This window comes from Micrococcus sp. Mcc28, from assembly GCF_024519775.1.
In the GTDB taxonomy this organism is placed as follows: domain Bacteria; phylum Actinomycetota; class Actinomycetes; order Actinomycetales; family Micrococcaceae; genus Micrococcus; species Micrococcus luteus.
Map to the genome: position 1 here is coordinate 133,980 of NZ_JALJRH010000005.1, position 22,205 is coordinate 156,184.

At 73.9% G+C, this 22,205-nt stretch carries 19 protein-coding genes and 3 tRNA genes; 11 read left to right on the forward strand and 11 right to left on the reverse strand.

Translation table 11 applies throughout. The features are described 5' to 3' along the window. Positions 1-82: 82 nt before the first annotated feature. The gene (locus tag NR073_RS04105) at positions 83-1,090 is read left to right on the forward strand and encodes an IS481 family transposase (RefSeq protein WP_256748646.1); all 1,008 of its coding nucleotides are present in this window, start codon (positions 83-85) and stop codon (positions 1,088-1,090) included. Between the two features lie 77 nt (positions 1,091-1,167). Here the strand turns inward: NR073_RS04105 and NR073_RS04110 are convergent. Both NR073_RS04110 and NR073_RS04115 read right to left on the reverse strand, forming a co-directional pair. After that, positions 1,168-1,259, reverse strand: a tRNA-Ser gene (locus NR073_RS04110). Between the two features lie 195 nt (positions 1,260-1,454). Next, positions 1,455-2,333 carry a PRC and DUF2382 domain-containing protein gene (locus tag NR073_RS04115; RefSeq protein WP_101967260.1) on the reverse strand — a complete coding sequence of 293 codons (879 nt, stop codon included), beginning with the start codon at positions 2,331-2,333 and terminating at the stop codon, positions 1,455-1,457. A 291-nt stretch (positions 2,334-2,624) separates the two neighbouring features. Here NR073_RS04115 and NR073_RS04120 point away from each other — a divergent pair, with 291 nt between their 5' ends. Beyond that, on the forward strand, positions 2,625-4,580 hold the full coding sequence (locus NR073_RS04120) for an FAD/NAD(P)-binding domain-containing protein (RefSeq protein ID WP_101967261.1): 1,956 nt from the start codon (positions 2,625-2,627) through the stop codon (positions 4,578-4,580). An 83-nt stretch (positions 4,581-4,663) separates the two neighbouring features. Here NR073_RS04120 and NR073_RS04125 read toward each other — a convergent pair whose 3' ends face one another. From NR073_RS04125 to NR073_RS04135, 3 genes are all read right to left on the reverse strand, one after another. Further along, positions 4,664-7,414: an ExeM/NucH family extracellular endonuclease gene (locus tag NR073_RS04125; RefSeq protein ID WP_170748208.1), complete on the reverse strand. Its 2,751-nt coding sequence runs from the start codon at positions 7,412-7,414 to the stop codon at positions 4,664-4,666. A gap of 30 nt (positions 7,415-7,444) precedes the next feature. Further along, positions 7,445-9,709, reverse strand: coding sequence for a bifunctional UDP-sugar hydrolase/5'-nucleotidase (locus NR073_RS04130; protein ID WP_256748647.1), 2,265 nt, complete (start codon positions 9,707-9,709; stop codon positions 7,445-7,447). Between the two features lie 142 nt (positions 9,710-9,851). Then, positions 9,852-9,939, reverse strand: a tRNA-Ser gene (locus NR073_RS04135). A 136-nt stretch (positions 9,940-10,075) separates the two neighbouring features. Here NR073_RS04135 and NR073_RS04140 point away from each other — a divergent pair. Further along, positions 10,076-11,137, forward strand: a complete 1,062-nt coding sequence (locus tag NR073_RS04140; protein WP_081097720.1) for an NAD(P)H-quinone oxidoreductase — start codon at positions 10,076-10,078, stop codon at positions 11,135-11,137. Next, on the forward strand, positions 11,134-11,583 hold the full coding sequence (locus tag NR073_RS04145; protein ID WP_002858061.1) for a hypothetical protein: 450 nt from the start codon (positions 11,134-11,136) through the stop codon (positions 11,581-11,583). Before NR073_RS04140 ends, NR073_RS04145 begins: the two co-directional genes overlap by 4 nt. Before the next feature lie 74 nt (positions 11,584-11,657). Here NR073_RS04145 and NR073_RS04150 read toward each other — a convergent pair. After that, positions 11,658-11,731: transfer RNA gene (locus tag NR073_RS04150), tRNA-Thr, on the reverse strand. Between the two features lie 182 nt (positions 11,732-11,913). On the opposite strand from NR073_RS04150, the gene NR073_RS04155 reads away from it, so the two are divergent. Beyond that, positions 11,914-12,648: an HAD family hydrolase gene (locus NR073_RS04155; RefSeq protein WP_061873262.1), complete on the forward strand. Its 735-nt coding sequence runs from the start codon at positions 11,914-11,916 to the stop codon at positions 12,646-12,648. A gap of 29 nt (positions 12,649-12,677) precedes the next feature. Here NR073_RS04155 and NR073_RS04160 read toward each other — a convergent pair whose 3' ends face one another. Both NR073_RS04160 and tmk read right to left on the reverse strand, forming a co-directional pair. Continuing rightward, positions 12,678-13,868, reverse strand: a complete 1,191-nt coding sequence (locus tag NR073_RS04160; protein WP_036316045.1) for a DNA polymerase III subunit delta' — start codon at positions 13,866-13,868, stop codon at positions 12,678-12,680. Beyond that, positions 13,865-14,524: a dTMP kinase gene (gene tmk, locus NR073_RS04165; RefSeq protein WP_036316043.1), complete on the reverse strand. Its 660-nt coding sequence runs from the start codon at positions 14,522-14,524 to the stop codon at positions 13,865-13,867. Before tmk ends, NR073_RS04160 begins: the two co-directional genes overlap by 4 nt. A gap of 81 nt (positions 14,525-14,605) precedes the next feature. Here tmk and NR073_RS04170 point away from each other — a divergent pair, with 81 nt between their 5' ends. Next, positions 14,606-14,902, forward strand: coding sequence for a DUF2516 family protein (locus NR073_RS04170; protein WP_036384680.1), 297 nt, complete (start codon positions 14,606-14,608; stop codon positions 14,900-14,902). Between the two features lie 25 nt (positions 14,903-14,927). Here the strand turns inward: NR073_RS04170 and NR073_RS04175 are convergent, their stop codons facing one another. Next, a complete protein-coding gene (locus tag NR073_RS04175; protein ID WP_044658509.1) occupies positions 14,928-15,770 on the reverse strand; it encodes a hypothetical protein in 843 nt (280 codons plus the stop codon). Positions 15,771-15,819: 49 nt separating this feature from the next. Between NR073_RS04175 and NR073_RS04180 the strand changes: the two genes are divergently transcribed. Beyond that, positions 15,820-16,578, forward strand: coding sequence for a phosphoglyceromutase (locus tag NR073_RS04180; RefSeq protein ID WP_041104716.1), 759 nt, complete (start codon positions 15,820-15,822; stop codon positions 16,576-16,578). A gap of 61 nt (positions 16,579-16,639) precedes the next feature. Here the strand turns inward: NR073_RS04180 and phoU are convergent, their stop codons facing one another. Next, on the reverse strand, positions 16,640-17,308 hold the full coding sequence (gene phoU / locus NR073_RS04185) for a phosphate signaling complex protein PhoU (protein WP_256748648.1): 669 nt from the start codon (positions 17,306-17,308) through the stop codon (positions 16,640-16,642). Between the two features lie 163 nt (positions 17,309-17,471). On the opposite strand from phoU, the gene NR073_RS04190 reads away from it, so the two are divergent. Both NR073_RS04190 and NR073_RS04195 read left to right on the forward strand, forming a co-directional pair. Beyond that, on the forward strand, positions 17,472-18,701 hold the full coding sequence (locus NR073_RS04190; RefSeq protein ID WP_256748649.1) for an ATP-binding protein: 1,230 nt from the start codon (positions 17,472-17,474) through the stop codon (positions 18,699-18,701). Next, complete coding sequence (locus tag NR073_RS04195) at positions 18,698-19,378, forward strand: response regulator transcription factor (protein ID WP_101963184.1); 681 nt, start codon at positions 18,698-18,700, stop codon at positions 19,376-19,378. Before NR073_RS04190 ends, NR073_RS04195 begins: the two co-directional genes overlap by 4 nt. 91 nt (positions 19,379-19,469) lie before the next feature. On the opposite strand, the gene NR073_RS04200 is transcribed toward NR073_RS04195, so the two are convergent. Next, positions 19,470-20,021 carry a hypothetical protein gene (locus NR073_RS04200; protein ID WP_256748650.1) on the reverse strand — a complete coding sequence of 184 codons (552 nt, stop codon included), beginning with the start codon at positions 20,019-20,021 and terminating at the stop codon, positions 19,470-19,472. A 201-nt stretch (positions 20,022-20,222) separates the two neighbouring features. Here NR073_RS04200 and NR073_RS04205 point away from each other — a divergent pair, with 201 nt between their 5' ends. Beyond that, entirely contained in the window at positions 20,223-20,705 is a 483-nt protein-coding gene (locus NR073_RS04205; protein ID WP_002858073.1) for a CarD family transcriptional regulator, read from the forward strand. A 130-nt stretch (positions 20,706-20,835) separates the two neighbouring features. Beyond that, positions 20,836-22,134, forward strand: a complete 1,299-nt coding sequence (ispF, locus tag NR073_RS04210; protein WP_256748651.1) for a 2-C-methyl-D-erythritol 2,4-cyclodiphosphate synthase — start codon at positions 20,836-20,838, stop codon at positions 22,132-22,134. Positions 22,135-22,205 lie beyond the last annotated feature (71 nt).

The following is a 22,205-nucleotide window of genomic DNA, read 5'->3' on the forward strand; positions in this document are numbered from 1 at the left end:
GGCCGGACTGAGATGAGACGAGTGGGCCTCTCCCGCAGGATGGAAGTTCCTACACCACCCACCTGCCAGAAGAGACCCACTCATGACTCACGCTAACGCACCCCTGACCCCCACCGGCCGTCTCAGGATGGTCCACCGCCACCTGCACGACGGCATCCCGCAAGCCCATGTCGCCGCCGAGTTCCGGGTGAGCCGGCCCACGGTGGCCACCTGGGTCGCCCGCTACCGCGCCCAGGGAGAAGCCGGCCTTCAGGACCTGCCCAGCCGGCCGCACCGTTCACCTGCCCAGCTCGATCCGGTCTTGGTCGCCCGGATCCACGCCCTGCGGCGGGAGCGCAAGTGGTCGGCACGGCGCATCCATCACCACCTCGTCTCCGAGGGCCACCGGGTGTGTCTTCGTACCGTGGGACGGTGGCTGCACCGACTCGGGATCTCCCGGTTACGGGACCTGACCCCGGCCGGAGAAGACCTGCGCCAACGACCCCAGAAGATCACCGCCCGCGGCCCGGGGCACATGGTGCACCTGGATGTGAAGAAGATCGGGAAGATCCCAGACGGGGGCGGCTGGCGTGCTCACGGACGTGACAGTGAAGCAGGCCGTGCTTCCAAGCGTGGTGCAGGCCGGCGGGTCGGCTACACCTACCTGCACTCGGCGATCGACGGGTACACCCGCCTGGCCTACACCGAGGCGTTGGAGGACGAGAAGGCGGTGACCACGATCGGGTTCTTCTGCCGGGCCCGCGCGTTCTTCGCCGCCCACGGCATCACCGTGGACCGGGTGGTCACGGACAACGGGAACAACTACCGGGCCGTGGACTTCACCGCCAAGGTGGTCTCGCTCGGGGGCCGGCACCACCGGATCCGCCCCTACACCCCGCGCCATAACGGGAAGGTCGAACGGTACAACCGGCTGATGGTCGATGAGGTCCTCTACGCCCGCCCGTATACCTCAGAGACAGCTCGGCGTGAGGCGCTGGCCGTGTGGGTGAACCACTACAACTACCATCGGCCTCATACCTCCTGCGGGGACGCCCCTCCGGCCTCGTTGGCCCCGGCCCGAGTCAACAACGTCATGCCCTCTTACAACTAGTCACCAGCCGGTCGGTATGTCAGGTCCCCGCGTACAGACGCGAAGAGGGCCGGAATCGCGTGGATTCCGGCCCTCTCTGGCGGAGACGGGGGGATTTGAACCCCCGGCCCGACTTTCGCCGAGCCCTTCATTAGCAGTGAAGTCCATTCGGCCGCTCTGGCACGTCTCCTCCGTCCGGCGCGCCTCGCACGGGGCGACGCGCGGTCAGACCGGTCCAGCTTAGCGCGCCAGGCCAGGGCAGGGCAAAGGAGCGCCGTGCTCACGGTCGGACCACCATCGCGCACGAGCGGGCCCCGGATCGATCGATCCGGGGCCCCGCGTGATCTGTCAGCCGTCCGGCCTGAGGCCGACGCGTCCGTTCAGATCAGATGCGATCCTTGCGGTCGTTGCGGCCGTCGAGGTCGCGATCGGTGGCGTCGCCGTCGACCTTGACGTCCTCGTGGCGGACCTCCTCGGTCACCGTCTCGGTGTCCTGCACCTGGCGCTTGCCCAGAGAGACCTTCTCGGCGTCCACGGTCTTGTTGACGACCGGGGTCTCCTCGTAGGTGGTCACCTCGACGTCGCCGTCGCGGCCGGCGGTGCGGGCCTCGGCGGAGTTCGGGTCGACGGACTCGCGCTCCACCACGACCTCCTCGCGGGTGACGGGCACCTCGACGGTCTCGGTGGTGGTGTAGGCCTGCTTGCGCAGACGGACGCGGCCGGAGGCGCGGCGCTCGGTGCCGACGTTCAGGTGCTCGTCCTTGACGACGACGGAGTCGGCGTCGGTCACGTCGCGGCGATCGCGGTCGGTCACGTCGCGGCGGTCGCCGTCCACGACGGCCTCGTCGCGGCGGTCGGCCACGCCGGCCACACCCGCGGTGCCGGCCACGCCAGCGGCGCCGGCGTCGGTGCGCACGTCGTCACGACGCACGTCGCCGTCGTGATCCGCGGCGGAGTACTCCATGGAGTAGTACTCGTAGATGCGCTGCTCCTCCTCGGGGGTCAGCGAGCCGTCCGCGTCCACGTTCGGGGCGTCCTTCACGAAGGACTTCTCGAAGGGCACCGTGATGCCGTCGGCGGTGATCTGGGCCTGCTGCAGCGGGACGAAGGTCTCGCGGGCGCCGAACAGGCCGGTCTTCACCGTGATGAAGGTGGGCTCGTTGGTGACGTCGTCGAGGTAAACCTGACCGACAGAGCCGATCTTGTCGCCGTCGGTGGCGAAGACGGTGGAGTTCTGCAGCTGGTCGAGAGCGTTGCGGTCCATGAGGAATTCTCCTTCTGAATTGGTGTTTTGTTGCCTTACGCTCATTCACAATTCCCCATGGGCCCGAGTGGCGTCAACCATCGGCCCCCCAGATTCCAAATTCCAAGACTTCTCCCAGAATCTCGGTGTGATCCGCGTGATTCCGCGGATTCTTCGTCCGGGCCCGCTCCGGACCCTGGGGGATCGGTGGGAGTGTGGCGCATGCGGTCCGCGACCCTTGACGGCCACCGATAATGTGTGGAATACGCGCGCCGCAGGCGTGAAAACGATCCCGAGGAGAGTGGAGGCCCCATGTCCGAGCCCCTGGTGGCCGATCGCCGCCTCGCAGTGGTGGGAGCCGGCCCCCGCGGCGTCATGCTGCTGGAGCGGATCCTCGCCCGACTCGAGGGCGCGGCCCCGGACGCGCACCCCCGGCGGCTGCGCATCGACGTCGTGGACCCCTATCCCCCCGGGCCGGGGCGGGTGTGGCGCACGGACCAGTCCGAGCTGTACCTCATGAACACCCCCGCGTTCTTCCCGACCGCGTGCGCCGCCGACAACCCCGGTCTGCGCCCCTCCACCGCCGCCCAGACCTTCGACCAGTGGCGACGCGTGCACCCGGAGGCCAGCCTCGGCGTGCGCCGCCACCAGTACCCGGCCCGTGCGGTCTACGGGCGCTACCTCCGGCATCTGTACAAGGACGTCGTCGCCGGGCTGCGCGCCCGTCCCGAAGTCGCCGAGGTCATCGAGCACCGCGCGGAGGCCACCGCCCTGCACCCCCGGCCCGACGGCGGCGCCCGCCTGGAGCTGCGGGACGCCGACGGCTCGGTCTCCGTGCTCGACGCGGACGCCGTCGTGCTCTGCCTGGGCCATCAGCCTGCGGAGCTCAGCCCCGGCCAGATGCGGATGGCCGCCGCCGCGCGGGGCCGGGACGAGCTGCACTACCAGGGCCCGCAGATCCCCTCGGACGTGGACTGGGAGACCGTGGAGGCTGGGGCGGACGTCCTCGTGCGGGGCATGGGCCTGAACGCGTTCGACCTGCTGGCCCAGCTCACCCAGGGCCGGGGCGGGGTGTACCGCCGCACCGGCGACGGACCCGGCCGGGCCCTGCGGTACGAGCCGACGGGGGACGAGCCGCGCCTGCACCTGATGTCCCGCCGCGGCATCCCGTACCTGCCCAAGGCCGAGGTGGACGCCTTCGTGCCCCGCGGCGTCACCCTCAGCTACCTCTCCGACGCCGCCGTGGACGCCCTCACCGCCCGGCACGGGGCCCTGGACCTCGCCGAGCACCTCTGGCCGCTGCTGCACCGCGACGTGGTCCGGCACTACTACGCCACGCTCGTCCGGGCCCAGCCCGAGATCCTTGGCGGGCCCGTCGAGGCGCGCCGGTTCCTCGGGGAGCTCGTCGGCCAGCTCGAGGAGGCCGGCCGCGGCGCCCCCGTGACCTCCGCGCACGCCGAGGAGCTCCTCCAGCGGTACGCCCCCGGGCGCCGCTTCCTCGACATCCTGGCCTATGGGTCCCCGTTCGAGGACGCCGTGTTCGCCTCCCATGAGGACTATCAGCGGGCCGTCGCGGACCTCATGGAGCAGGCCTGCGTGGAGGCCGCCCTCGGGGAGGAGTCCCCGTTCATGATGGCCGTCGGCGCGCTCCATGCCGGCCGACTGCGGATCAAGGCGTGGATCGCCGAGGGCCGGATCGCCGAGGCCTCCCGCATCCGGGACGTCCAGGGCTGGTTCGAGCCGCTGGTCGAGGGCCTCGCCTCCGGCCCGCCCCTGTGGCGCGTCGAGCAGATGCTCGCGGTGCACCGGGCCGGCCTGCTCACCTGGGCCGGCCCCGCGCCCGTGGTCGAGGCCGAGGACCACGGCTTCACGGCCCGCAGCCCCCAGGTAGGAGCGCAGGACTCGCTGGAGCCCGCCGTCGTCGAGGGGGCCTGGCTGGTGGAGGCCATGATGCCGCCCAACCGCGTGCAGGCCGCCGCCTCCCCGCTGGTCCGTCAGATGCTGGCGGACGGTGTCGCCGCGGCCGGGACGTGGGAGGACGAGGAGGGTGTGCGCGTGCCCGCCACCGGCTTCGACGTCACGGCCCGCCCGTACCGGCTGCGGGCCGCGGACGGCACGGTCCACGCGCACGTGTTCGTGCTGGGCCTGCAGCTCTCGGGCGTGCAGTGGGGCACCGCGATCGCGGCCGAGGCCGGGGCCGATCCGGCCGGACGTGCCCTCTTCCTCGCCGACGCCGACGCCGCCGCGGCGGCCGTGCTCGCCGGCTGAACCCCACGACGACGGCGGGGCCGCCCGGGTGGATCCCGGACGGCCCCGCCGTCGTCATGCCGGGTGCGGCGCCCCGCGCCCCGTCAGGGACGGACCGGCCCGCGGCCCTTGCCCGGGTGGTCACCGCCGTGGCCCTTGCCCGGGTGGTCGCCGCCGTGGCCCGGGGTCGCGCCGATGCAGCGCAGCCACTCGCGCACGGAGTTCGCGGGCTTGCCGGGCACGCCGCGCGGATCGGTCACACCGTCGCAGGTCTCACCCGGGGTGGGTTCCGGCTCCGGCTCCGGGGTCGGCTCGGTCACGGGCGCGTCGAGCTGGAGGCCCACCAGGATCGGGTTGTGGTCCGAGGACCGCCACTGGTCCGCGGAGTACAGGTCCTCGGCCACGTAGTTGTGGCGCGAGTACTCCAGGGCCACGGATTCGTTCGCGTTGATCATCCAGATGTCCTGGCCGGTGATCGCCGCGGCCGCGGACGGCGAGGCGTAGATCCCGTCCAGGCTGCCGACGGCGCCGCCGAACGCGTAGGAGTACTCGCCCGTGAGCGCACCCTGGGAGACGTACCCGGCCGCCTCGAGCACGCGGATCGGGTCCTCCTTCTCGTAGGCGTTGAAGTCGCCCATGAGCAGGACGCGGTCGGTGCCGGTCTCGGCCTTCATGCGCTCGGCGAAGGCCACGAGGGCCTCGGCCTGGCCCACGCGGTCCGCGTTGTACGCGCCCTGGCCATCGCCGGAGTCCACGTTGTCCCCGGTCGCACCGGAGCCGCCCTTGGACTTGAAGTGGTTGGTGATCGCCACGAACTCGGTGCCGGCCGCCCCCTCGGCCGTGCCGTCGGCGGCGCGGAACAGCTGCGCCATCGGCTCGCGGGCGTTGTCGAAGTTCGTCTGGTCGTCCAGGATCACCGACTCGCCCAGCGGGGTGACCTCGGCCGGCTGGTAGATGAACGCGGAGCGGATGACGTCCTCGTCCGCGAGCGCGGGACGGGCGGACGGGGAGGCCACGTAGGCCCAGCGCTGCTCGCCCGCCTGCGCGTTGAGGGCCTCCACGAGGTGGGCCAGCGCGTGGTCCCGGTCGAGGCCGAACTTCTCGGAGTTCTCGATCTCCTCGAGCGCGACCACCGAGGTGCCGAGGCCGTTGATCGCGGCCGCGATCTTCTCCTGCTGGCGGGCGAACGCCTCGGGGGTGTAGGCGCCGCGCGGCAGGCAGCCGTTCGTGGTGACGGGGGTGCCGGCGCGGTCGCGGTAGGCGCCGCAGCCGGCCACGTCCTGGCCCAGGGTCGTGAAGTAGTTGAGCACGTTGAAGCTGCCGACGGTGACGTTGCCGCCGACCGCCTCGGGGGCGGCCTCGGCCGGGCGGGTGTCCTCGATCGTCACGGGCTGGACGGCGGCCGCCGTGGCATCGGTGAGGTGGCCCAGCGGCTGGAAGGACCACGCGTCGAAGCGCCAGTCGAGGATGACTCCGGTGCTGAACTCCAGGCCCGCGCCCACGCGCACCGGCTGGTCCGCGTCCAGGTACGGCAGCGGGTTCTGGTTGCCCGGCGAGCGCATGAAGTTCGTGGAGGCCCCGTCGTCGAGCACGATCAGCTGCTGCGCGTTGGCGGCCGCGACGGCCTGCGCCTCGGCGCCGGGCCGGGCCACCGACGTCGGATTGTCCAGCGGCTTCGTGCCGGGGACGACGCCGAGGGAGCCGTACTGGTTGAGGGAGTAGTTGTCCGTGACCGTCCAGTCGCCCTGCGGGGCGAGGACCATGCCCTCGAGCGCCTCACGGTCGGCCTCCTCCAGCGGGAACTCCACCGGCGTGGGGGCCACGGCGCCGGGCTCGGCGACCGGCAGCACGCCGTCGGCGGCGACCTTGATCTGCGTGAGGCCGTAGTGCTCGGCCGCTTCGCCCGTGACCTGGACGTGGTCGCCGAGCGTCACGGAGCCGACCGTGTCCGGCGAGTACACGAACACGCCGTCGGAGGCGCCCGGGGTGGCGTCGGGGGTGTCGCCGCCGGTGCCGGCGGTCTGGATGTAGTAGCCGTCGTAGCCGCCCGTGGAGTACACGGCGGTGACGACGCCGGTGGTGGTCACCTGGCGCCCGGCGTACGGGGTGGCCGTGCCGGTGCCCTGGAGCTGGGCGATGGTGATCCGCTCGGACGGGGTCGGCTGCGGCTCGGGCTCCGGGGTCGGCTCGCCGCCGGTGGCGGCGGCGTTGGTCGGGGTGACCTGGCCGGTGACGGTGAAGTCGGCGCTGTTGTCGTCCGTGTCCACGCCGTTCGTGCGGGTGAGGGACTTCGGGTCCGAGTTGGCCGAGGGGGCGCCGGCAGCCGCTGTTTCGAAGGTGTTCGTGGCTCCGTAGCCGAGCACGTCCGCGACGCCCGGCACCTGGCCGGTCACCACGGAGCCGACCGGCAGGTCCGTCACGGTGCCCGCCTGGCGCGCGAGCACGATCGTGCCCTTGGTGCCCGCGGGGTTGAACGCCCCGCCGGCCACGAGGTCCGCCTGCGGCAGGGCCGCGCCCGCGGTGCCGTTGGAGCCGCCGGAGACCAGGAAGTGGCCCTTCGCGGGCACCGTGCCGGACAGCGCGACCGTGCCCTGGGTCGCGGCCGTGCCGGCGGCGGAGCGGTACTGCAAGGACCAGCCGTCGAGGTTGATCGGCTGGTCGGTGGGGTTGTAGAGCTCCACGAACTTGTGGGTGTACACGGCGTTCGCGGAGCCGCCGTTGGTGTACGCCTCGTTGATGACGAGGGAGTCGCCGGCCGGGCTGGCCTGGGAGGGCAGGGCCACGGCGGGGGCGAGCAGGGCCAGGGCGGCGGTGGTCACCGCGGTGCGCGCGGCGAAGCGGGGCAGGGGGGTCATGTCGTCCTCGTCTCGATCTCTCTCGATGGGTCAGCGCGGCAGGCCCGCGGCGGTCAGCCAGGCATGGGCGGAGAAGACGGGGTGCGTGGCGGCGCCGCGCTGCACGCCGCGGCCCTTGCCCGGGTGGTCCTCGCCCTTCACGCGGCCCTTGCCCGGGTGGTCGGCGCCCTTGTCATGGCCCTTGCCATGACCCTTGCCCGGGTGGGTCGGGGCGGGCTGCTCCGGCTCGGTGGGGGTCGGGGCCGCGGTGACCTCGAGGGCATGGCGCACCACGGTCGTGCTGCCGTCGGCGTAGCGCACGGTCATCACGAGCTCGCCCGTGCCCGCGGCGGCGGGGGCGGTGATCCCGGAGAGCGTGACGGTCTCGGAACCCGCGGGGACGGCCACGGTGCCCAGGGCGGTCTCGACGCCGTCGGCCGTGCGGAAGGCGACGTCGACCGCGGTCGCCGCGGGGGCGCCGTCGGAGTCCACCACGAGGTCCCCGAGGGTCAGGCCGACGGCCTGCCCGGCCTCGACCGAGGCGGGGGCGTCGGTGACCGGCACGCCGTTCTTGCCGAAGTCCGGGGCGACGGCGCCGTGGGCCGCGTCCTGGGCGCGGGCGTAGTCCGTGATCGCCTGGGAGTCCAGCAGGCCCATGTTCACGAAGTTCTGGCGGCCGGTCGCGAAGGCGGTGTAGCCGTCGGGGGCCTTGGTCGGGTCCCCGAGCGTCGTCCAGGTGTCGTCGGCCAGGAACGACTGGCTGGCCACCGTGTACATGCGGTCCGCCTGGAGCGGCTCGCCGTCGATCCACACGCCGGTCACCTTGTCCCCCTGCGGGCGGGACTCGTCGTAGGTCCAGGTCAGCTCCTCGGACCAGCCGAGGGTGAACTTGCGCACGTCGTTCCGCCAGTTCTCCTCGAGGGCCAGCTTGATGGAGGAGCCCGGGATGTCGAAGTAGGTGATGGCGTTGCCGAACGGCGCCATGTCGAGCAGCTCGCCCAGGGTGAGGCGACCGACGAGGTCGGCCGGCTTGGCCGGGAACGCGCCGCCGTCGGTGAAGCGGTCCGTCAGCAGCTCGGAGCGCAGGCCGCCGGGGTTGGTCACGCCGAGGTCCACCTCGGGGTTCGCCTGCTCGGCGGCGTGCTTGACGGCGTCGCCCACCCAGGTGCCCAGGGTGGTCTCGGCGGCGCGCGTGCCGCCGGCCTTCCAGGACCCGCCGGCGTCGATCAGCTTCTGGTAGTCGGTGGTGATGGAGGCGGACAGGTCGGCCACGACCTCGCCCTGCAGGTCCTCGAAGACCGCGACGGCCTCCTGCTCGATCGCGTACACCTGGGCGGTGACGGGGGATTCCGCGGCGGCCTCGGCGGGGGCCTGCGTGGACCGGGTCAGCAGGCGCGGGGTGAGCCCGGTGACCTCGCCGTCGGCGCCCACGGTCAACTCGACGGCGGCCAGGTGGCTGCCGGAGGCGCCCGCCTGGATCACGGGGCGGTGGGCGCCGCCGGCCGTGGTGTCGTACTGGTAGAGCTGGTGGGTGTGGGCGTTGAATATGAGGTCCACGGCGGAGGAGGTCTCGCCGACGATGCGGTCGAACTCGGCCCGGGCCGCCCGCTCGGCGGCCAGCTCACCCGCGCCGGCGGCGCCGTCGTGGTACGAGGCCACGATCACGTCGGCGGCGTCTGTGGCCTCCAGCTCGTCGGCGACCGCGTTCACGGCGGCGACCTCGTCGAGGACCTCGTTGCCCTTCAGACCCGCGCCGGTGGTGGTCGCGTACAGCTCGTTGGGGGAGGCGCCGATGACGGCGACGCGCACGCCGTCGACGTCGAAGACGGCGTGCGAGGTGAGGACGGGCTCCTTGCTCGTCGGGTCCACCAGGTTGGCGGAGAGCACCGGGAACTGGGCCCGGGACTCCACGCGGCCCTGCAGGTCGTCCAGGCCCTTGTCGAACTCGTGGTTGCCGGCGGTCAGCGAGGCCAGGCCGAGCGCGTTCATCACGTCGATCGTCGGGTTGTCCTGCTGCACGTTGGACACGGACTTCGAGCCGCCGATCAGGTCGCCGGCGCTGGTCAGCAGCGTGGAGCCGGCGCCGTGCTCGGCCTCGAACGCGGTGCGGTAGTCCTCCACGGTGTCCGCGAACTGCGTGCCGACGTAGTCCGCGGACAGCGCGCCGTGGAAGTCGTTGAAGGACAGGATCGAGATGGTGGTCTCGTCCGCGGCGGCCGTCTCGACGGCCAGGGCGGGCGCCGCACTCGCGGGCGCGAGGACGAGGACGGTGCAGGCGGCCGTGGTGACGGCACGGCGGCGGAACAGGCTGGGCATGGCTCTCCCCGGGATGCGTGATGACAGAGGTGCGCCGCCGGTGGACGGCGGGGTGACGCGGGGAGTCCATCACATCCAGGTGGCCTCCAGGTGAACGAGAGGCGGCGGGCCGTCCGGCCCGCCGCCTCTCGTCGTGTGCACGCGGATGGTGAGGGATTCGAACCCTCGGCACGGGGTCACCGCGCACCGGTTTTCAAGACCGGCTCCTTCGGCCGCTCGGACAACCATCCCGGGCCTGACCGCGACGGTGTGGGCCGCCGCGTCGAGGACCCACTCTAGCCCGTGGCCCGGCGGGCGGCCGGTGGCGAGTCCGGCCCCCGCGCGCGAGGATGGACCCTCGACCCCCGACCAGAGGAGGAGACCCCCATGGACGTCCCCGCACAGATGCGCGCCGTGCGATTCACCGGTGCCGGCGACAACGGCGTCGTCCGCGTGGGCCACGAGCCCGTGCCGGACCCCGGCCCGGGCGAGGTGCTGGTGCACGTGGCCGCCGCGGGTCTCAACCGCGCGGACATCGCGCAGCGCGAGGGCCGCTATCCGCCGCCGCGCGGCGCCTCCGAGATCCCCGGGCTCGAGGTCTCCGGCACCGTGGCGGCGCTGGGACCCGAGGCCGGGATGCCGGGGGAGGGGCGCTTCGCCGTCGGTGACCGGGTGTGCGCTCTCCTGGCCGGCGGGGGCTTCGCCGAGTACGTCGCCGTGCCGGCGGGCCAGCTCATGGCCGTCCCCGACGGCGTCGGCCTCGTCGAGGCGGCGGCCCTGCCGGAGGTCGCCTGCACGGTGCACTCGGCGCTCGTGGGCCGTGCGGGCGTGCAGGCCGGGGACCGGGTGCTCGTGCACGGCGCCACCGGCGGCATCGGCTCCTTCGCCGTCCAGTTCCTCGCCGCGCTCGGTGCACGGGTGCTGGGCACCGCCGGCGGCCCGGAGAAGGTGGCGCTCGGTCGGCGGCTGGGCGCCGAGCACATGTTCGACCACCGCGCCGCCGAGTCCGGTGCCTTCGCCCCGTGGGTCAAGGAGGTCACGGACGGCCACGGCGCGGACGTCATCCTCGACGTCGTCGGCGCCCCGTACCTGGCGCCCAACGTGTCCGCGCTCGCCCCCGAGGGACGCATCGTGACGCTCGCGGTCCAGGGCGGCGCCGTCCCGGAGGACTTCAACATCATGAAGCTGGTGGTCAAGCGCGGCTGGCTCACGGGGGCGACGCTCCGCTCCCGCTCGGTCGTGGACAAGGCCGGGATCGTGGCCGCGGCCGAACGTGCCGTGTGGCCCCTGGTGGCGGCGGGCCGCATCGACGCGAGCGTCGGGGCGTGCTTCCCGCTCGCCGAGGCCGCCGAGGCGTTCGACTGGTTCGACTCCGCCACCCGCACGGGCAAGGTCGTGCTCGTCACCGACCCCGCCGACGCGCGCCGGCCGTCCGGCGACCGCGCATGAGGGGGCCCTTCGCACGCTTCCGTCAGGAGCGTGCCGACGACCGCGAGCTCGGCACAGGGCTGTGGCGCCGTGCCCACGACCGCCTCGGCCGGGCCCTGGACCGCTACTGGCAGGTGCTGGAGGGCCAGCGGGGCACGGACGTGCTGAGCCCCGAGGAGCGCAACGGCGTGGTCCACGCCGGTAACGTCCTCACGGAACGGCTCCCCGCGGTCCGCGCCCTGTGCGTCCGCCTGCACCGGGACCACGAGGGCGACGGCGAGCACATCCCGGCCGAGGCCGCCGACGTCCACCGTGAGCTCTCCCGCGCCGCGCACGAGCTGGCCGCCACCGCCCAGGCCCTCGCCCTGTACCGGCTCGGTCAGGGTTCGGCGGAGTCGGTCGGCCGGCACGCCGAACGCACCCTCGGCCACCTGGACCGGGCGGAGGAGCTGGGAGCCGGGCTCTGACGGCGGCGCGCCCCGGAGGGCCGGCCCGGAGACGAGAGGACCCCGCCGCGTGATCACGCGGCGGGGCCCGGGGGAGCCCCCTGCCGGATTCGAACCGGCGACCTGCTCTTTACGAGGGAGCTGCTCTGGCCAGCTGAGCTAAGGAGGCACGTGACCGTGAACGGCCACGGCTGTCGAGCATACCGGTTTCGCGGCCCCGATTCCACCGCGCGGCCGGGTGCGCGGGCCACCGGGTGTGGCCCGCCCCTTCCGCGGGTGTTCACCCCCAGGCCATGCCGCGGCCAGACGAGGACGGTTCCCTGGTGGGCACACACCGTCGACGGGAGACGCATGAGCCTGCCCCACGCCCCTCGCACCCCGGCACCCCCCGCCGCGGCCTCGTCAGCCGCGCCCCTCCGCCTGGCCGTGGTGGACATGTCCGGCACGTCCATCGTGGAGCACGGGCTCCAGGACACGGCGTTCGCCCGCACGTTGGACCAGCACGGCGTCCCGGCGGGCACGCCGGATCACGACGACGCCGCTCGGCGGTTCCGCGCGCTCCGGCCCACCTCGCGCACGGCCGTGTTCCCCCGCGTGTTCGCCGACCGGGCGGTGGCCGCGGCGGCGACCCGCACGTTCGAGGCGGCCTTCGACGCGCTGCTGGCCGAGCACGGCGTCCAGGCCGTCCCGGGCGCGGAGGAGGCGCTCGTCCGCCTGCGCGCCCTCGGCCTCCACGTGTGCCTCTGCACCGGCTACGCCCGCCACACCCAGAACATGATCCTCGAGTCGCTGGGGTGGATGGGCCTGGCGGATCTGAGCCTCTCCCCGGACGACGCCGGCCGCGGCGTCCCCTACCCGGACATGATCCTCACCGCCCTGCTCGGTCTCGACCTCGACGACGTCCGCAGCGTCCTGGTGGTCGGGGACACCGCGGAGGACATGACGGCCGGGCGCCGCGCGGGGGCCGGACTCGTGGTCGGCGTGCGCACGGGTCGCGACGCGGACGACGTCCTGCTGGCGGCGGGCGCGGACCGGGTGGTGCCGGGCCTGGCCGACGTGCCGGACCTGGTGGTCCGCACCCGCTGAGCCGGCGCCGGTCCACCCGGCGCGGCCGCTCAGCGACGTCGCGGGGTGCGCACCCGGCGGGGCAGCAGGGCCAGCATCATGGCTTCGAGGGCCAGCTGCTCCGGCACGTTGGCGGCGATGCGCTCGCGGGCCGTGGTGACGGCGTCGATCCGGGCGAGCACCTCGGCCGAGTCGCCGGCGGTGCCGCGGGCGTACGCCTCGATCTCGTCCCGACGGTGCTCGTTGATGAGCTCGCCGTCGGCCCCCAGCTGCACGCGCAGCACGTCCCGGAACAGGCCCATGACGTCGATCATGGCCCGGTCCAGCGAGTCCCGGACGGCGCGGCGCCGCCGGCGGGTCTGGTCCTCCTCGAGCCGTTTGACGTGGTGGCGGAGCTTGGGCGGGACGGGCTCGCCGGGCTCGAGGCCCAGGGAGCGGCGCAGCGCCTCGAGCTCCTCGGCGTCCCGGGCTTCGGCGGCGGACTCGGCCTCGGCCTTGGACACCTCGGCCAACGTGGCGGCCAGGGCCATCGCGTCGGAGACGGCGGTGGCCTGGAGCGGCAGGGAGAGGATGCGCTCGCGGCGTTCGAGGGCCTCCGGGTCCCGCGCGAGGCGGCGGGCCATGCCCACGTGCGACTGGGAGATCCGGGCGGTGGTGAGCGCCGTCTCGCGGTCCAGCCCGTCGCGGCGGTGCAGCAGCTCCGCCACCTGCTCCACGGCGGGGATGCTCAGCGTGATCAGCCGGCAGCGGGAGCGGACGGTGGGGAGCACGTCCGCGGGGGACGGGGCGCACAGCATCCAGATCGTGCGGGCCGGCGGCTCCTCGATGGCCTTGAGCAGCACGTTCGTGGCGCGCTCCGTCATGCGGTCCGCGTCCTCCATGAGGAAGATCCGCCAGCGCCCGGTGGCGGGGGTGGACTGGCCGGCCTCCACGAGGGCGCGGACGTCCTCGATCCGATAGCTCACCGCCTCGGTGGCCAGCACGGTCACGTCCGGGTGGGTGCCGCCGAGGACGGTGCGGCACGCGTGGCACTCGCCGCAGCCGCGCGCCGCCGGGTCTGCGACCTCGCACTGCAGGGCCGCGGCGAACGCACGCGCCGCCGTCGACCGGCCGGAGCCGGGCGGGCCCGTGAACATCCAGGCGTGGGTGGGACGGTCCTCGGCCGCGGCGCGGCGCAGCTGGGCCACCGCGGCCTCCTGGCCCGCGAGGTCCGCGAACACGGCGGGGGCGGGGGCCGTCATCGGTCGGCCGCCTGGGCGGTGACGCGGGCCAGCGCGCGGGCGGTGAGCTCCTGCGGCGGCAGCGCGCCGTCGAGCACGAGGTACCGCTCGGGCGCGGCCGCCGCGCGCGCGAGGAAGGCGGCGCGCAGGGCCTCGTGCCGGTCCGCCGTCTCCCGCTCCATGCGGTCGGGGGTGCCCTCGCCCTCCGCCGCGCGGCGGTCACGCCGGTCCGCGGCGGTGGCCGCGTCCACGTCGATCAGCACCGTCAGATCGGGGACGAGGCCGTCCGTGGCCCACTCGTTCAGGGCGGCGATCCGCGCCTCGCCCAGCCCGCGCGCCGCGCCCTGGTAGGCCACGGACGAGTCCACATACCGGTCCGTGACGACGACGGCGCCCCGGGCCAGCGCGGGGCGCAGCGTGCGGACGGCATGGGCGGACCGGGCCGCGGCGAACAGCAGCGCCTCGGTGCGGGGGTCCACGGGGGCGTGCCCGGGGTCCAGCAGCAGCTCCCGCAGCGTCTCGCCCAGGTCCGAGCCGCCGGGCTCGCGCGTGAGCACCACCTCGTGGCCCGCGGCGCGCAGGGCCTCGGTCAGGGCGCGGGCCTGGGTGGACTTGCCGGATCCGTCCGGTCCCTCGACGGCGACGAACAGGCCGCGATGCTCGGTCTGGGTGCTCACGCCTCGAGCCTAGACGCCGCCCCGGACGGGGAGGGAACCCGTCCGGGCCGACCGCCTAGACTGACCGGCATGAGCGCCCCCATGCACTTCGCCCTGCTCGTCGACCACTGGCTGTTCCGCGTCCTGGCGATCGCCGCGCTCGGGCTCGAGGTCTGGGCGCTGGTGGACGTCGTCCGGCGCCGCCCCGACGACTTCGCCCGCATCGGGGGCCGGGACAGGAGCTTCTGGCTGATCCTCACCGGCGTCGCCGCCGTCGTCGGGCTCCTCGGCGTGCTCGCGGGCGGCGGGATGGGCATGTTCGGCCTCGTGGCCGCGTGCGTGGCGTGCGTCTACCTCGCCGGCCCCCGCCAGGACATGGGCCCGGCCCTGCGCCGCTGAGGACCCCGCGCCGTCGGCGCGGCCCTCATGACGACGGCGCCACCGCCGCCCAGCGCACGCTCAGCTCCCCGCGCCGCCACTGGTGCGGGCCGCCCAGCACGGGCCAGCCCGCCGCGCGGAGCGTGCCGACCGTCGCCAGCCACCGCTGCCGCGTCCCGTAGGCCGCGAGCGGGGCGTGCGCGGCCCACGCGGCGTCGGCCTCCGCCAGGAGCCGATGGACGGGCTCGCCGGGTACGTGCCGGTGGATGAGGACCTTCGGCAGGCGCGCCGCCACGTCCGAGGGGCGGGCGAAGGACCCCAGCCTGAGGGCCACGGTCAGGCTCGCGGGCCCGTCCCGACGCAGGTCCACCCAGGCCGCCCGCCGGCCGTCCTCGGAGCAGGTGCCCTCCACGAGGACGCCGTCGTCGGCGAGCCCCGCGCACAGCAGGGACCAGATCGCGGGCACGTCCTCCTCCCGGTACTGGCGCAGCACGTTGAACGCGCGCACCACGGTGGGCGGCCGCGGCACGGGCAGCTCGAAGCCGCCGACCGCCCAGGTGACCCCCGGCAGGTCGCCGGCCCGCTCCCGCGCCCGGGCCACCCGAGCGGGGTCGATCTCGAGGCCCACCAGCTCGAGGGCCGGGTTCTGCACGCGCAGCCGCTGGGCCATCTCGACGGCGGTCACCGGCTCCGCGCCGAAGCCCAGGTCCACGGCCAGTGGGCGGGGAGTGCGCCGCAGCAGGGGGCCGTGCACGTCCGTGAGCCAGCGGTCCACCCGGCGCATCCGCTGCGCCGCCGTCGTGCCGCGGGTGATGTGGCCCTGCGGTCCCCGTGCCGGGCCTGGGCCGGGCGTCGTGCGCGCGCGCAGCCGCCGGGCCTTCTCCACCATGGGCTCCAGCGTAGGGGAGCGGCGGGACGGGTCCGCCTAGGATGGTGACATGGCGAACACCACGTACACGCTGGTCCTGCTGCGGCACGGTCAGAGCGAATGGAACGAGAAGAACCTGTTCACCGGCTGGGTGGACGTCCCGCTGACCGAGAAGGGGCGCGCCGAGGCCGCCCGCGGCGGTGAGCTGCTGGAGGCGGAGGGCATCCGCCCGGACGTGGTCCACACGTCCCTGCTCAAGCGTGCCATCACCACGGCCAACCTGGCCCTCGAGGCCGCGGACCGCCAGTGGATCCCGGTCAAGCGCAGCTGGCGCCTGAACGAACGCCACTACGGCGCCCTCCAGGGCAAGGACAAGGCCCAGGTGAAGGAGGAGTTCGGCGAGGAGCAGTTCATGGTCTGGCGCCGGTCCTTCGACACCCCGCCGCCCGCCCTGGACGACGACTCCGAGTTCTCCCAGGTCGGCGACGAGCGCTACGCGGACCTGGGCAAGGACGCCCCCCGCACCGAGGCCCTCAAGCAGGTCATCGACCGCCTGCTGCCTTACTGGGAGGAGCAGGTCCTGCCCGACCTCAAGGCCGGCAAGACCGTGCTGATCGCCGCGCACGGCAACTCGCTGCGCGCCCTGGTCAAGCACCTGGACGGCATCTCGGACGAGGACATCGCGGGCCTGAACATCCCGACGGGCATCCCGCTGGTCTACGAGCTGGACCAGAACTTCAAGCCGATCACCGCGAACGGCCGCTACCTCGACCCGGAGGCCGCCGCGGCCGGCGCCGCCGCCGTGGCCGCGCAGGGCTCCGCGCACTGACGCTCCCGACGACGACGGGCCGGGACCCCCGCTGGGGACCCGGCCCGTGGCGTCGGGACGGTCAGGAGCCGGTGGCGTCCGGACGGTGGGTCGCCCACTCGCCCGTGACGAGGTAGCGCACCTTGGCGGCCACGGACAGGCCGTGGTCCGTGAACCGCTCGAGGTAGCGCGAGGCCAGCGTGACGTCCGTGGTGGTGGCCGGCGTCGCGCTCCAGTCCGGGGCGGCGATCGCGCGGAAGACGGACACGTGCAGCGCGTTGACGTCCTCGTTGAGGACGTCGATCCGGTCCCCGTGCGCCAGGTCCTGGGTCTCGAGCAGCAGGACGACCTCCTCGGCCACCTCCACGGCGGCGTCGCACATCGCGGTGATCACGGTACGGACCTGCTCCGGGATGACGTGCTCGGGGTAGCGCAGCCGGGTCAGCTGGGCCACGTGGCGGGCGAGGTCGCCCATGCGCTCGAGCGAGGAGCTCATCCGCAGCGTGGCGACGACGGTGCGCAGGTCCGTGGCCACGGGCGCCTGGAGCGCCAGGATGCGCACGGCCTGCTCGTCGAGGGACTCCTGCAGCTGGTCGATCCGCGCGTCCTCCGAGATGACCCGTTCGGCGCCGTGCACGTCGGCCGCCTCGAGGGCGGCCTGCGCGTCCATCATGGCGCGGTGCACGAGGCGGGCGATCTCGGTCAGGTCGCGGCCCAGCCGCTCGAGGTCGGCCCGGTAGAGCTCGCGCATGGTCTCCTCTCCCCGGCGACGCCCGTGCGCCGCCGCCCCTGACTCCCCGGGGCAACGGTCCATCCTGGCAGGGCAAGATGAACGGCCCATGAACGCCGATCGTCCGGCGTCTGGCGACGCCGGGCCAGCCCGTCTCCGGGCCGCCAGAGGCTAGTCTGGTGCCGTGGATCCCGTCATCATCGGCCTGCTGTGCGGAGCGGTCGGACTGTTCACCGGAGTGGCCTCCATGCTGGCCTTCCGGGCGTCCGAGCGCTCGCGGACGGTGGACCTGACGGTCGGCGAACCCACCCTGGCGCCGGGCGCCGCCGAGGTCCTCTCCGTGGTCGGCCGCGCGTACGCGGTGGTGGACGACGTCGACGGCGTGGTGCGCGCGAACCCCGCGGCCTACGCCCTCGGCCTCGTGCGGGGGCACTCGCTCGTCCAGGACCAGCTGCGGGAGCTCACGCGGACCGTGCGGGCCGACGGCGTCATCGTCGAGCGCCGCATGGAGCTGCCCCGAGGACCCCTCGGGCAGTCGAGCCTCGTCGTCGAGCTGCGCGTGGCCCCGCTGGACGAGGAGTACATCCTGATCCTCGCCGACGACCGCACGGACGTGACCCGCACCGAGGCCATGCGCCACGACTTCGTCGTCAACGTCTCGCACGAGCTCAAGACGCCGGTGGGCGCCATCTCCCTGCTCTCCGAGGCCATCGGCGACGCCGCGGAGGACGACGAGGCGGTGCGTCGCTTCGCCGCACGCCTGGGCGTCGAGTCCCGCCGGCTCTCGGCCCTCGTGCAGGACATCATCGAGTTCTCCCGGCTGCAGGCCAAGGACGTGGTCCAGGACGGGGGGCCCGTGGACCTCAACGCCGTCGTCGCCGACGCCGTGGACCGCCTGCGCCTGACCGCCGAGGACCGCGGCATCGCGCTGCGCGTGGGCGGCCGCGTGGACGCGGTGGTGCACGGGGACCAGGACCAGCTGATGACCGCGGTGCGCAACCTGGTGGACAACGCGGTGCGCTACTCCCCGGAGGGCACCACGGTGGGCATCGGCCTGAGCTCCGTGGACGGGCTCGCGCAGGTCACCGTCACAGACCAGGGCATCGGCATCAGCCCGGAGGAGCAGGAGCGGGTCTTCGAACGCTTCTACCGCGTGGACGCGGCGCGGTCGCGTCAGACGGGCGGCACGGGCCTGGGGCTGAGCATCGTCAAGCACGTCGTCATCAACCACGGAGGGGAGGTCACCCTCTGGTCCCAGCCGGGCCGCGGGTCGACCTTCACCATCCGCCTGCCCGAGTGGGGGGACGGTGTCGCCGTCGACGGCGCGCCGGGTGCCGCCCACGTCACCGAGCGGCGCGGTCACCGGGTGACCGCCTCGGCCGCACCCCCGACCCGGAAGGAGACGAGCGCATGAGCCGCATTCTGATCGTGGAGGACGAGGAGTCGTTCAGCGACCCCCTGTCCTACCTCCTGGAGAAGGAGGGGTTCGAGGTCACCGTCGCCGCCGACGGCAACGAGGCGCTGAGCGTCTTCGAGCGCGACAGCGCGGACCTGATCCTCCTGGACCTGATGCTCCCGGGGATGTCCGGCACCGAGGTGTGCCGTCAGGTGCGCCAGCGTTCCAACGTCCCCGTGATCATGCTGACCGCGAAGGACACGGAGATCGACAAGGTCGTCGGCCTCGAGCTCGGCGCGGACGACTACGTGACCAAGCCGTACTCCTCGCGCGAGCTGGTGGCCCGCGTCCGCGCGGTGCTGCGCCGCCAGGGGGAGCAGGAGGAGCCGATGTCGGCGACCATCAGCGCCGGCCCCGTGCGCATGGACGTCGAGCGGCACGTCGTCTCCGTGGACGGCGAGCAGGTGTCCCTGCCGCTCAAGGAGTTCGAGCTGCTGGAGATGCTGCTGCGCAACGCCGGGCGCGTGCTCACCCGCGGCCAGCTGATCGACCGCGTGTGGGGCTCCGACTACGTGGGGGACACCAAGACCCTCGACGTGCACGTGAAGCGCCTGCGCTCCAAGATCGAGCCCGATCCCTCGAGCCCCCGCTACCTCGTCACGGTGCGCGGCCTGGGCTACAAGTTCGAGGCCTGACCGGCGCGCTCCGCCCGGGACGACGACGGCCCCGGCTCCACCTCACGGTGGGGCCGGGGCCGTGGCGTGCCGGGCGCAGGCCCGGCGGAGGTCAGTGCTCCTCGCCGTAGTGGTGGGTCTCCTCGTGGAGGTGCCCGACGAGATCCTCCTCCGAGGGCTCGACTCCCTCGGGGAGCAGGTCACGGTAATGCTCCTGGGTGGCGCTCAGCAGCGGGACGGCCAGGTCGGCGGTGCCGCCGTTGCCGGAGACGGTCACGGGCAGGTTCTCGCCGACCCACACGCCCTCGCGCTCCAGGACGGTCGTGTTCGCGTCGTCCTCGAGCTTGCGGCTCTCGCCGGCGGGGACCTTCAGGGTCGCGGAGCTGCCGCCCTCGGCCTGGAAGGTGTAGGTCTGATCCTGGCCGGAGGTGTTCTCCACGGTGCCGATCAGGCGGGCGGGACCCGACTCGCCGTCGCCGACGAGGGCGAGGTTGCGGTAGCTCAGGAAGTCCTGCTCCTGGCCGTTGATGCCGTCCGAGGCGGAGTACTGGATGGCGGTGGCGATCGGGCTCACGGCGGAGCAGCCGGTGGCGCCCAGCAGGGCGACCGCGGCCAGCGCACCTGCGGCGAGGTGGCGCCGGGCGGGCCGGGATGCGTTCTTCACAGAGGTCTCCTCAGGTGCGATGACGTGCTCAGGAGCCCCGAGGCAGGGGTCCTGCCAGGTCAGGCTACCGCATCCCGGGACGCCGACAGGCGTGTGGCGCGGGGTCCTCCACTATCACATCCGGAGGCCGAAGATGTGACGGCACGCGCGGCATGACGAGGCCGCATGATAGAATGAGACGACTGAAAGGGGCACAACAACATGGTTTTTGAGGTCGGAGAGACCGTCGTCTACCCCCACCACGGTGCTGCGCGGATCGAGGAGATCAAGATGCGCACCATCAAGGGGGAGGAGAAGATGTACCTCAAGCTCAAGGTGGCACAGGGAGACCTGACCATCGAGGTCCCTGCGGAGAACGTCGACCTCGTCGGCGTGCGTGACGTCGTGGATGCGGAGGGGCTCGAGCACGTCATGGAGGTCCTGCGGGCCGAGCACGTGGAGGAGCCGACCAACTGGTCCCGCCGCTACAAGGCCAACCTGGAGAAGCTCGCCAGCGGCGACGTCAACAAGGTGGCCGAGGTCGTCCGTGACCTGTGGCGCCGCGACCAGGACCGCGGCCTGTCCGCCGGCGAGAAGCGCATGCTCTCGAAGGCCCGCCAGGTGCTCGTGTCCGAGCTGGCGCTGGCCAAGAAGGTCACCGAGGAGGAGGCCGAAGGCCGCCTGGACAAGGTGCTCGAGGGCTGACGAGCAGCACACGGCAGGGGAGGGGCCCGCGTCCACGACGCGGGCCCCGCCCCTGTCTCGCCCCCGGCCACGGCCGTCGCCGTCGGGGGTCCCGGGCCACGGACACCGGCGCGCTCCCTAGGATGAGGCCATGCCCACCGCCCTCGTGATCGCCGCCGCCGGCGCCGGCACCCGCCTCGGCGCCGGGCTGCCCAAGGCCCTCGCCCCCCTCGCGGACGGCCGCACCCTCCTGCACCACTGCCTGGCGTCCGTCGCCGCCGCACGCGCCGCCGGGCTCGCCCTCGACGCCGTCGTGGTGCTCACCCCGCCGGCGGAGGCCGACGCCGGCCGCGTGGCCGCCGAGGTCGACGCCGGCCCGCGCCTGGACGTGCCCGTGCACTGCGTGCCCGGCGGCGCCGAGCGCGCGGACTCGGTCCGCGCCGGACTCGCCGCGGCCTCCCGCGCTCTGGCCGACCTCGCCCCGGCGGGGGCGCCCCGCCGCGTCCTCGTCCACGACGCGGCCCGCGCACTGACCCCGCCGAGCGTGTTCGGGGCCGTCACGGCGGCGCTCGAGACCGGCGCGGTCGCCGCGGTCCCGGGCCTGCCGCTGACGGACACCGTCAAGCAGGTCACCCCCGGACGGGGCGGCGTCGACGTCGTCGCGGCCACGCCGGCCCGCGCCGGACTGCGCGCGATCCAGACGCCGCAGGGCTTCGACCTGGACACCCTGCTGGCGGCCCACGAGGCCGTGCGCACGGACCCCACGCTCGACGCCGCGGCGCTCACCGACGACGCGATGGTCATGGAGGCCGCGGGGCAGGAGGTCGTGGTGGTGCCCGGCGACCCGGCCGCGTTCAAGGTCACCGCCCCCGCCGACCTCGACCTCGCCCGCCTCGAGCTCGCCCGCCGCGCCCCCCAGGAGGCCTCCATGAGCCAGCCCACCCGCCCCGCCGTCGCGGCCGCCCCCCTTCCGCGCGTGGGGATCGGCACCGACGTGCACGCGTGGGCACCCGAGGATGCCCCCCGGCCCCTGTGGCTCGGCGGGATCCACTGGCCCGGCGAGCGGGGCGTGGCCGCGACCTCGGACGGGGACGTGGCCGCCCACGCGGCGTGCAACGCCCTGCTCTCCGCCGCCGGCCTCGGTGACCTCGGGGCCGTGTTCGGCGTCGACCGGCCCGAGATGGCGGACGCCTCCGGCGCGGACATGCTCCGCGAGGTGCTGCGCCTGCTGACGGAGGCGGGCGTCGCCGTCGGGAACGTGGCGGTCCAGGTGGTCGCCCCCCGGCCCAAGGTGGGCACGCGCCGCGCGGAGATGGAGGCCGCCCTGTCCACCGCCCTCGGCGGGGCCCCCGTGTCCGTCTCCGCCGCCACCACGGACCGGCTGGGGTTCATCGGGCGCAAGGAGGGGCTGGTCGGGATCGCGACCGCGCTCGTCATCCCTGCGGCCTGAGCCCGCACCGGCGCACCGACTAGGCTGGCAGAGCCCCGTCAGGACCCCGCCCCTCCGGAAGGACCGCGCCC

Coding starts and splice junctions, on each gene's coding strand:
- NR073_RS04205 (WP_002858073.1), top strand. CDS start 20,223: ATGGTTTTTGAGGTCGGAGAGACCGTCGTCTACCCCCACCACGGTGCT.
- NR073_RS04105 (WP_256748646.1), top strand. CDS start 83: ATGACTCACGCTAACGCACCCCTGACCCCCACCGGCCGTCTCAGGATG.
- NR073_RS04170 (WP_036384680.1), top strand. CDS start 14,606: ATGCACTTCGCCCTGCTCGTCGACCACTGGCTGTTCCGCGTCCTGGCG.
- NR073_RS04180 (WP_041104716.1), top strand. CDS start 15,820: ATGGCGAACACCACGTACACGCTGGTCCTGCTGCGGCACGGTCAGAGC.
- NR073_RS04160 (WP_036316045.1), bottom strand. CDS start 13,868: ATGACGGCCCCCGCCCCCGCCGTGTTCGCGGACCTCGCGGGCCAGGAG.
- NR073_RS04145 (WP_002858061.1), top strand. CDS start 11,134: ATGAGGGGGCCCTTCGCACGCTTCCGTCAGGAGCGTGCCGACGACCGC.
- NR073_RS04120 (WP_101967261.1), top strand. CDS start 2,625: ATGTCCGAGCCCCTGGTGGCCGATCGCCGCCTCGCAGTGGTGGGAGCC.
- NR073_RS04130 (WP_256748647.1), bottom strand. CDS start 9,709: ATGCCCAGCCTGTTCCGCCGCCGTGCCGTCACCACGGCCGCCTGCACC.
- phoU (WP_256748648.1), bottom strand. CDS start 17,308: ATGCGCGAGCTCTACCGGGCCGACCTCGAGCGGCTGGGCCGCGACCTG.
- ispF (WP_256748651.1), top strand. CDS start 20,836: ATGCCCACCGCCCTCGTGATCGCCGCCGCCGGCGCCGGCACCCGCCTC.
- NR073_RS04195 (WP_101963184.1), top strand. CDS start 18,698: ATGAGCCGCATTCTGATCGTGGAGGACGAGGAGTCGTTCAGCGACCCC.
- NR073_RS04155 (WP_061873262.1), top strand. CDS start 11,914: ATGAGCCTGCCCCACGCCCCTCGCACCCCGGCACCCCCCGCCGCGGCC.
- NR073_RS04125 (WP_170748208.1), bottom strand. CDS start 7,414: ATGACCCCCCTGCCCCGCTTCGCCGCGCGCACCGCGGTGACCACCGCC.
- NR073_RS04175 (WP_044658509.1), bottom strand. CDS start 15,770: ATGGTGGAGAAGGCCCGGCGGCTGCGCGCGCGCACGACGCCCGGCCCA.
- NR073_RS04115 (WP_101967260.1), bottom strand. CDS start 2,333: ATGGACCGCAACGCTCTCGACCAGCTGCAGAACTCCACCGTCTTCGCC.
- NR073_RS04140 (WP_081097720.1), top strand. CDS start 10,076: ATGGACGTCCCCGCACAGATGCGCGCCGTGCGATTCACCGGTGCCGGC.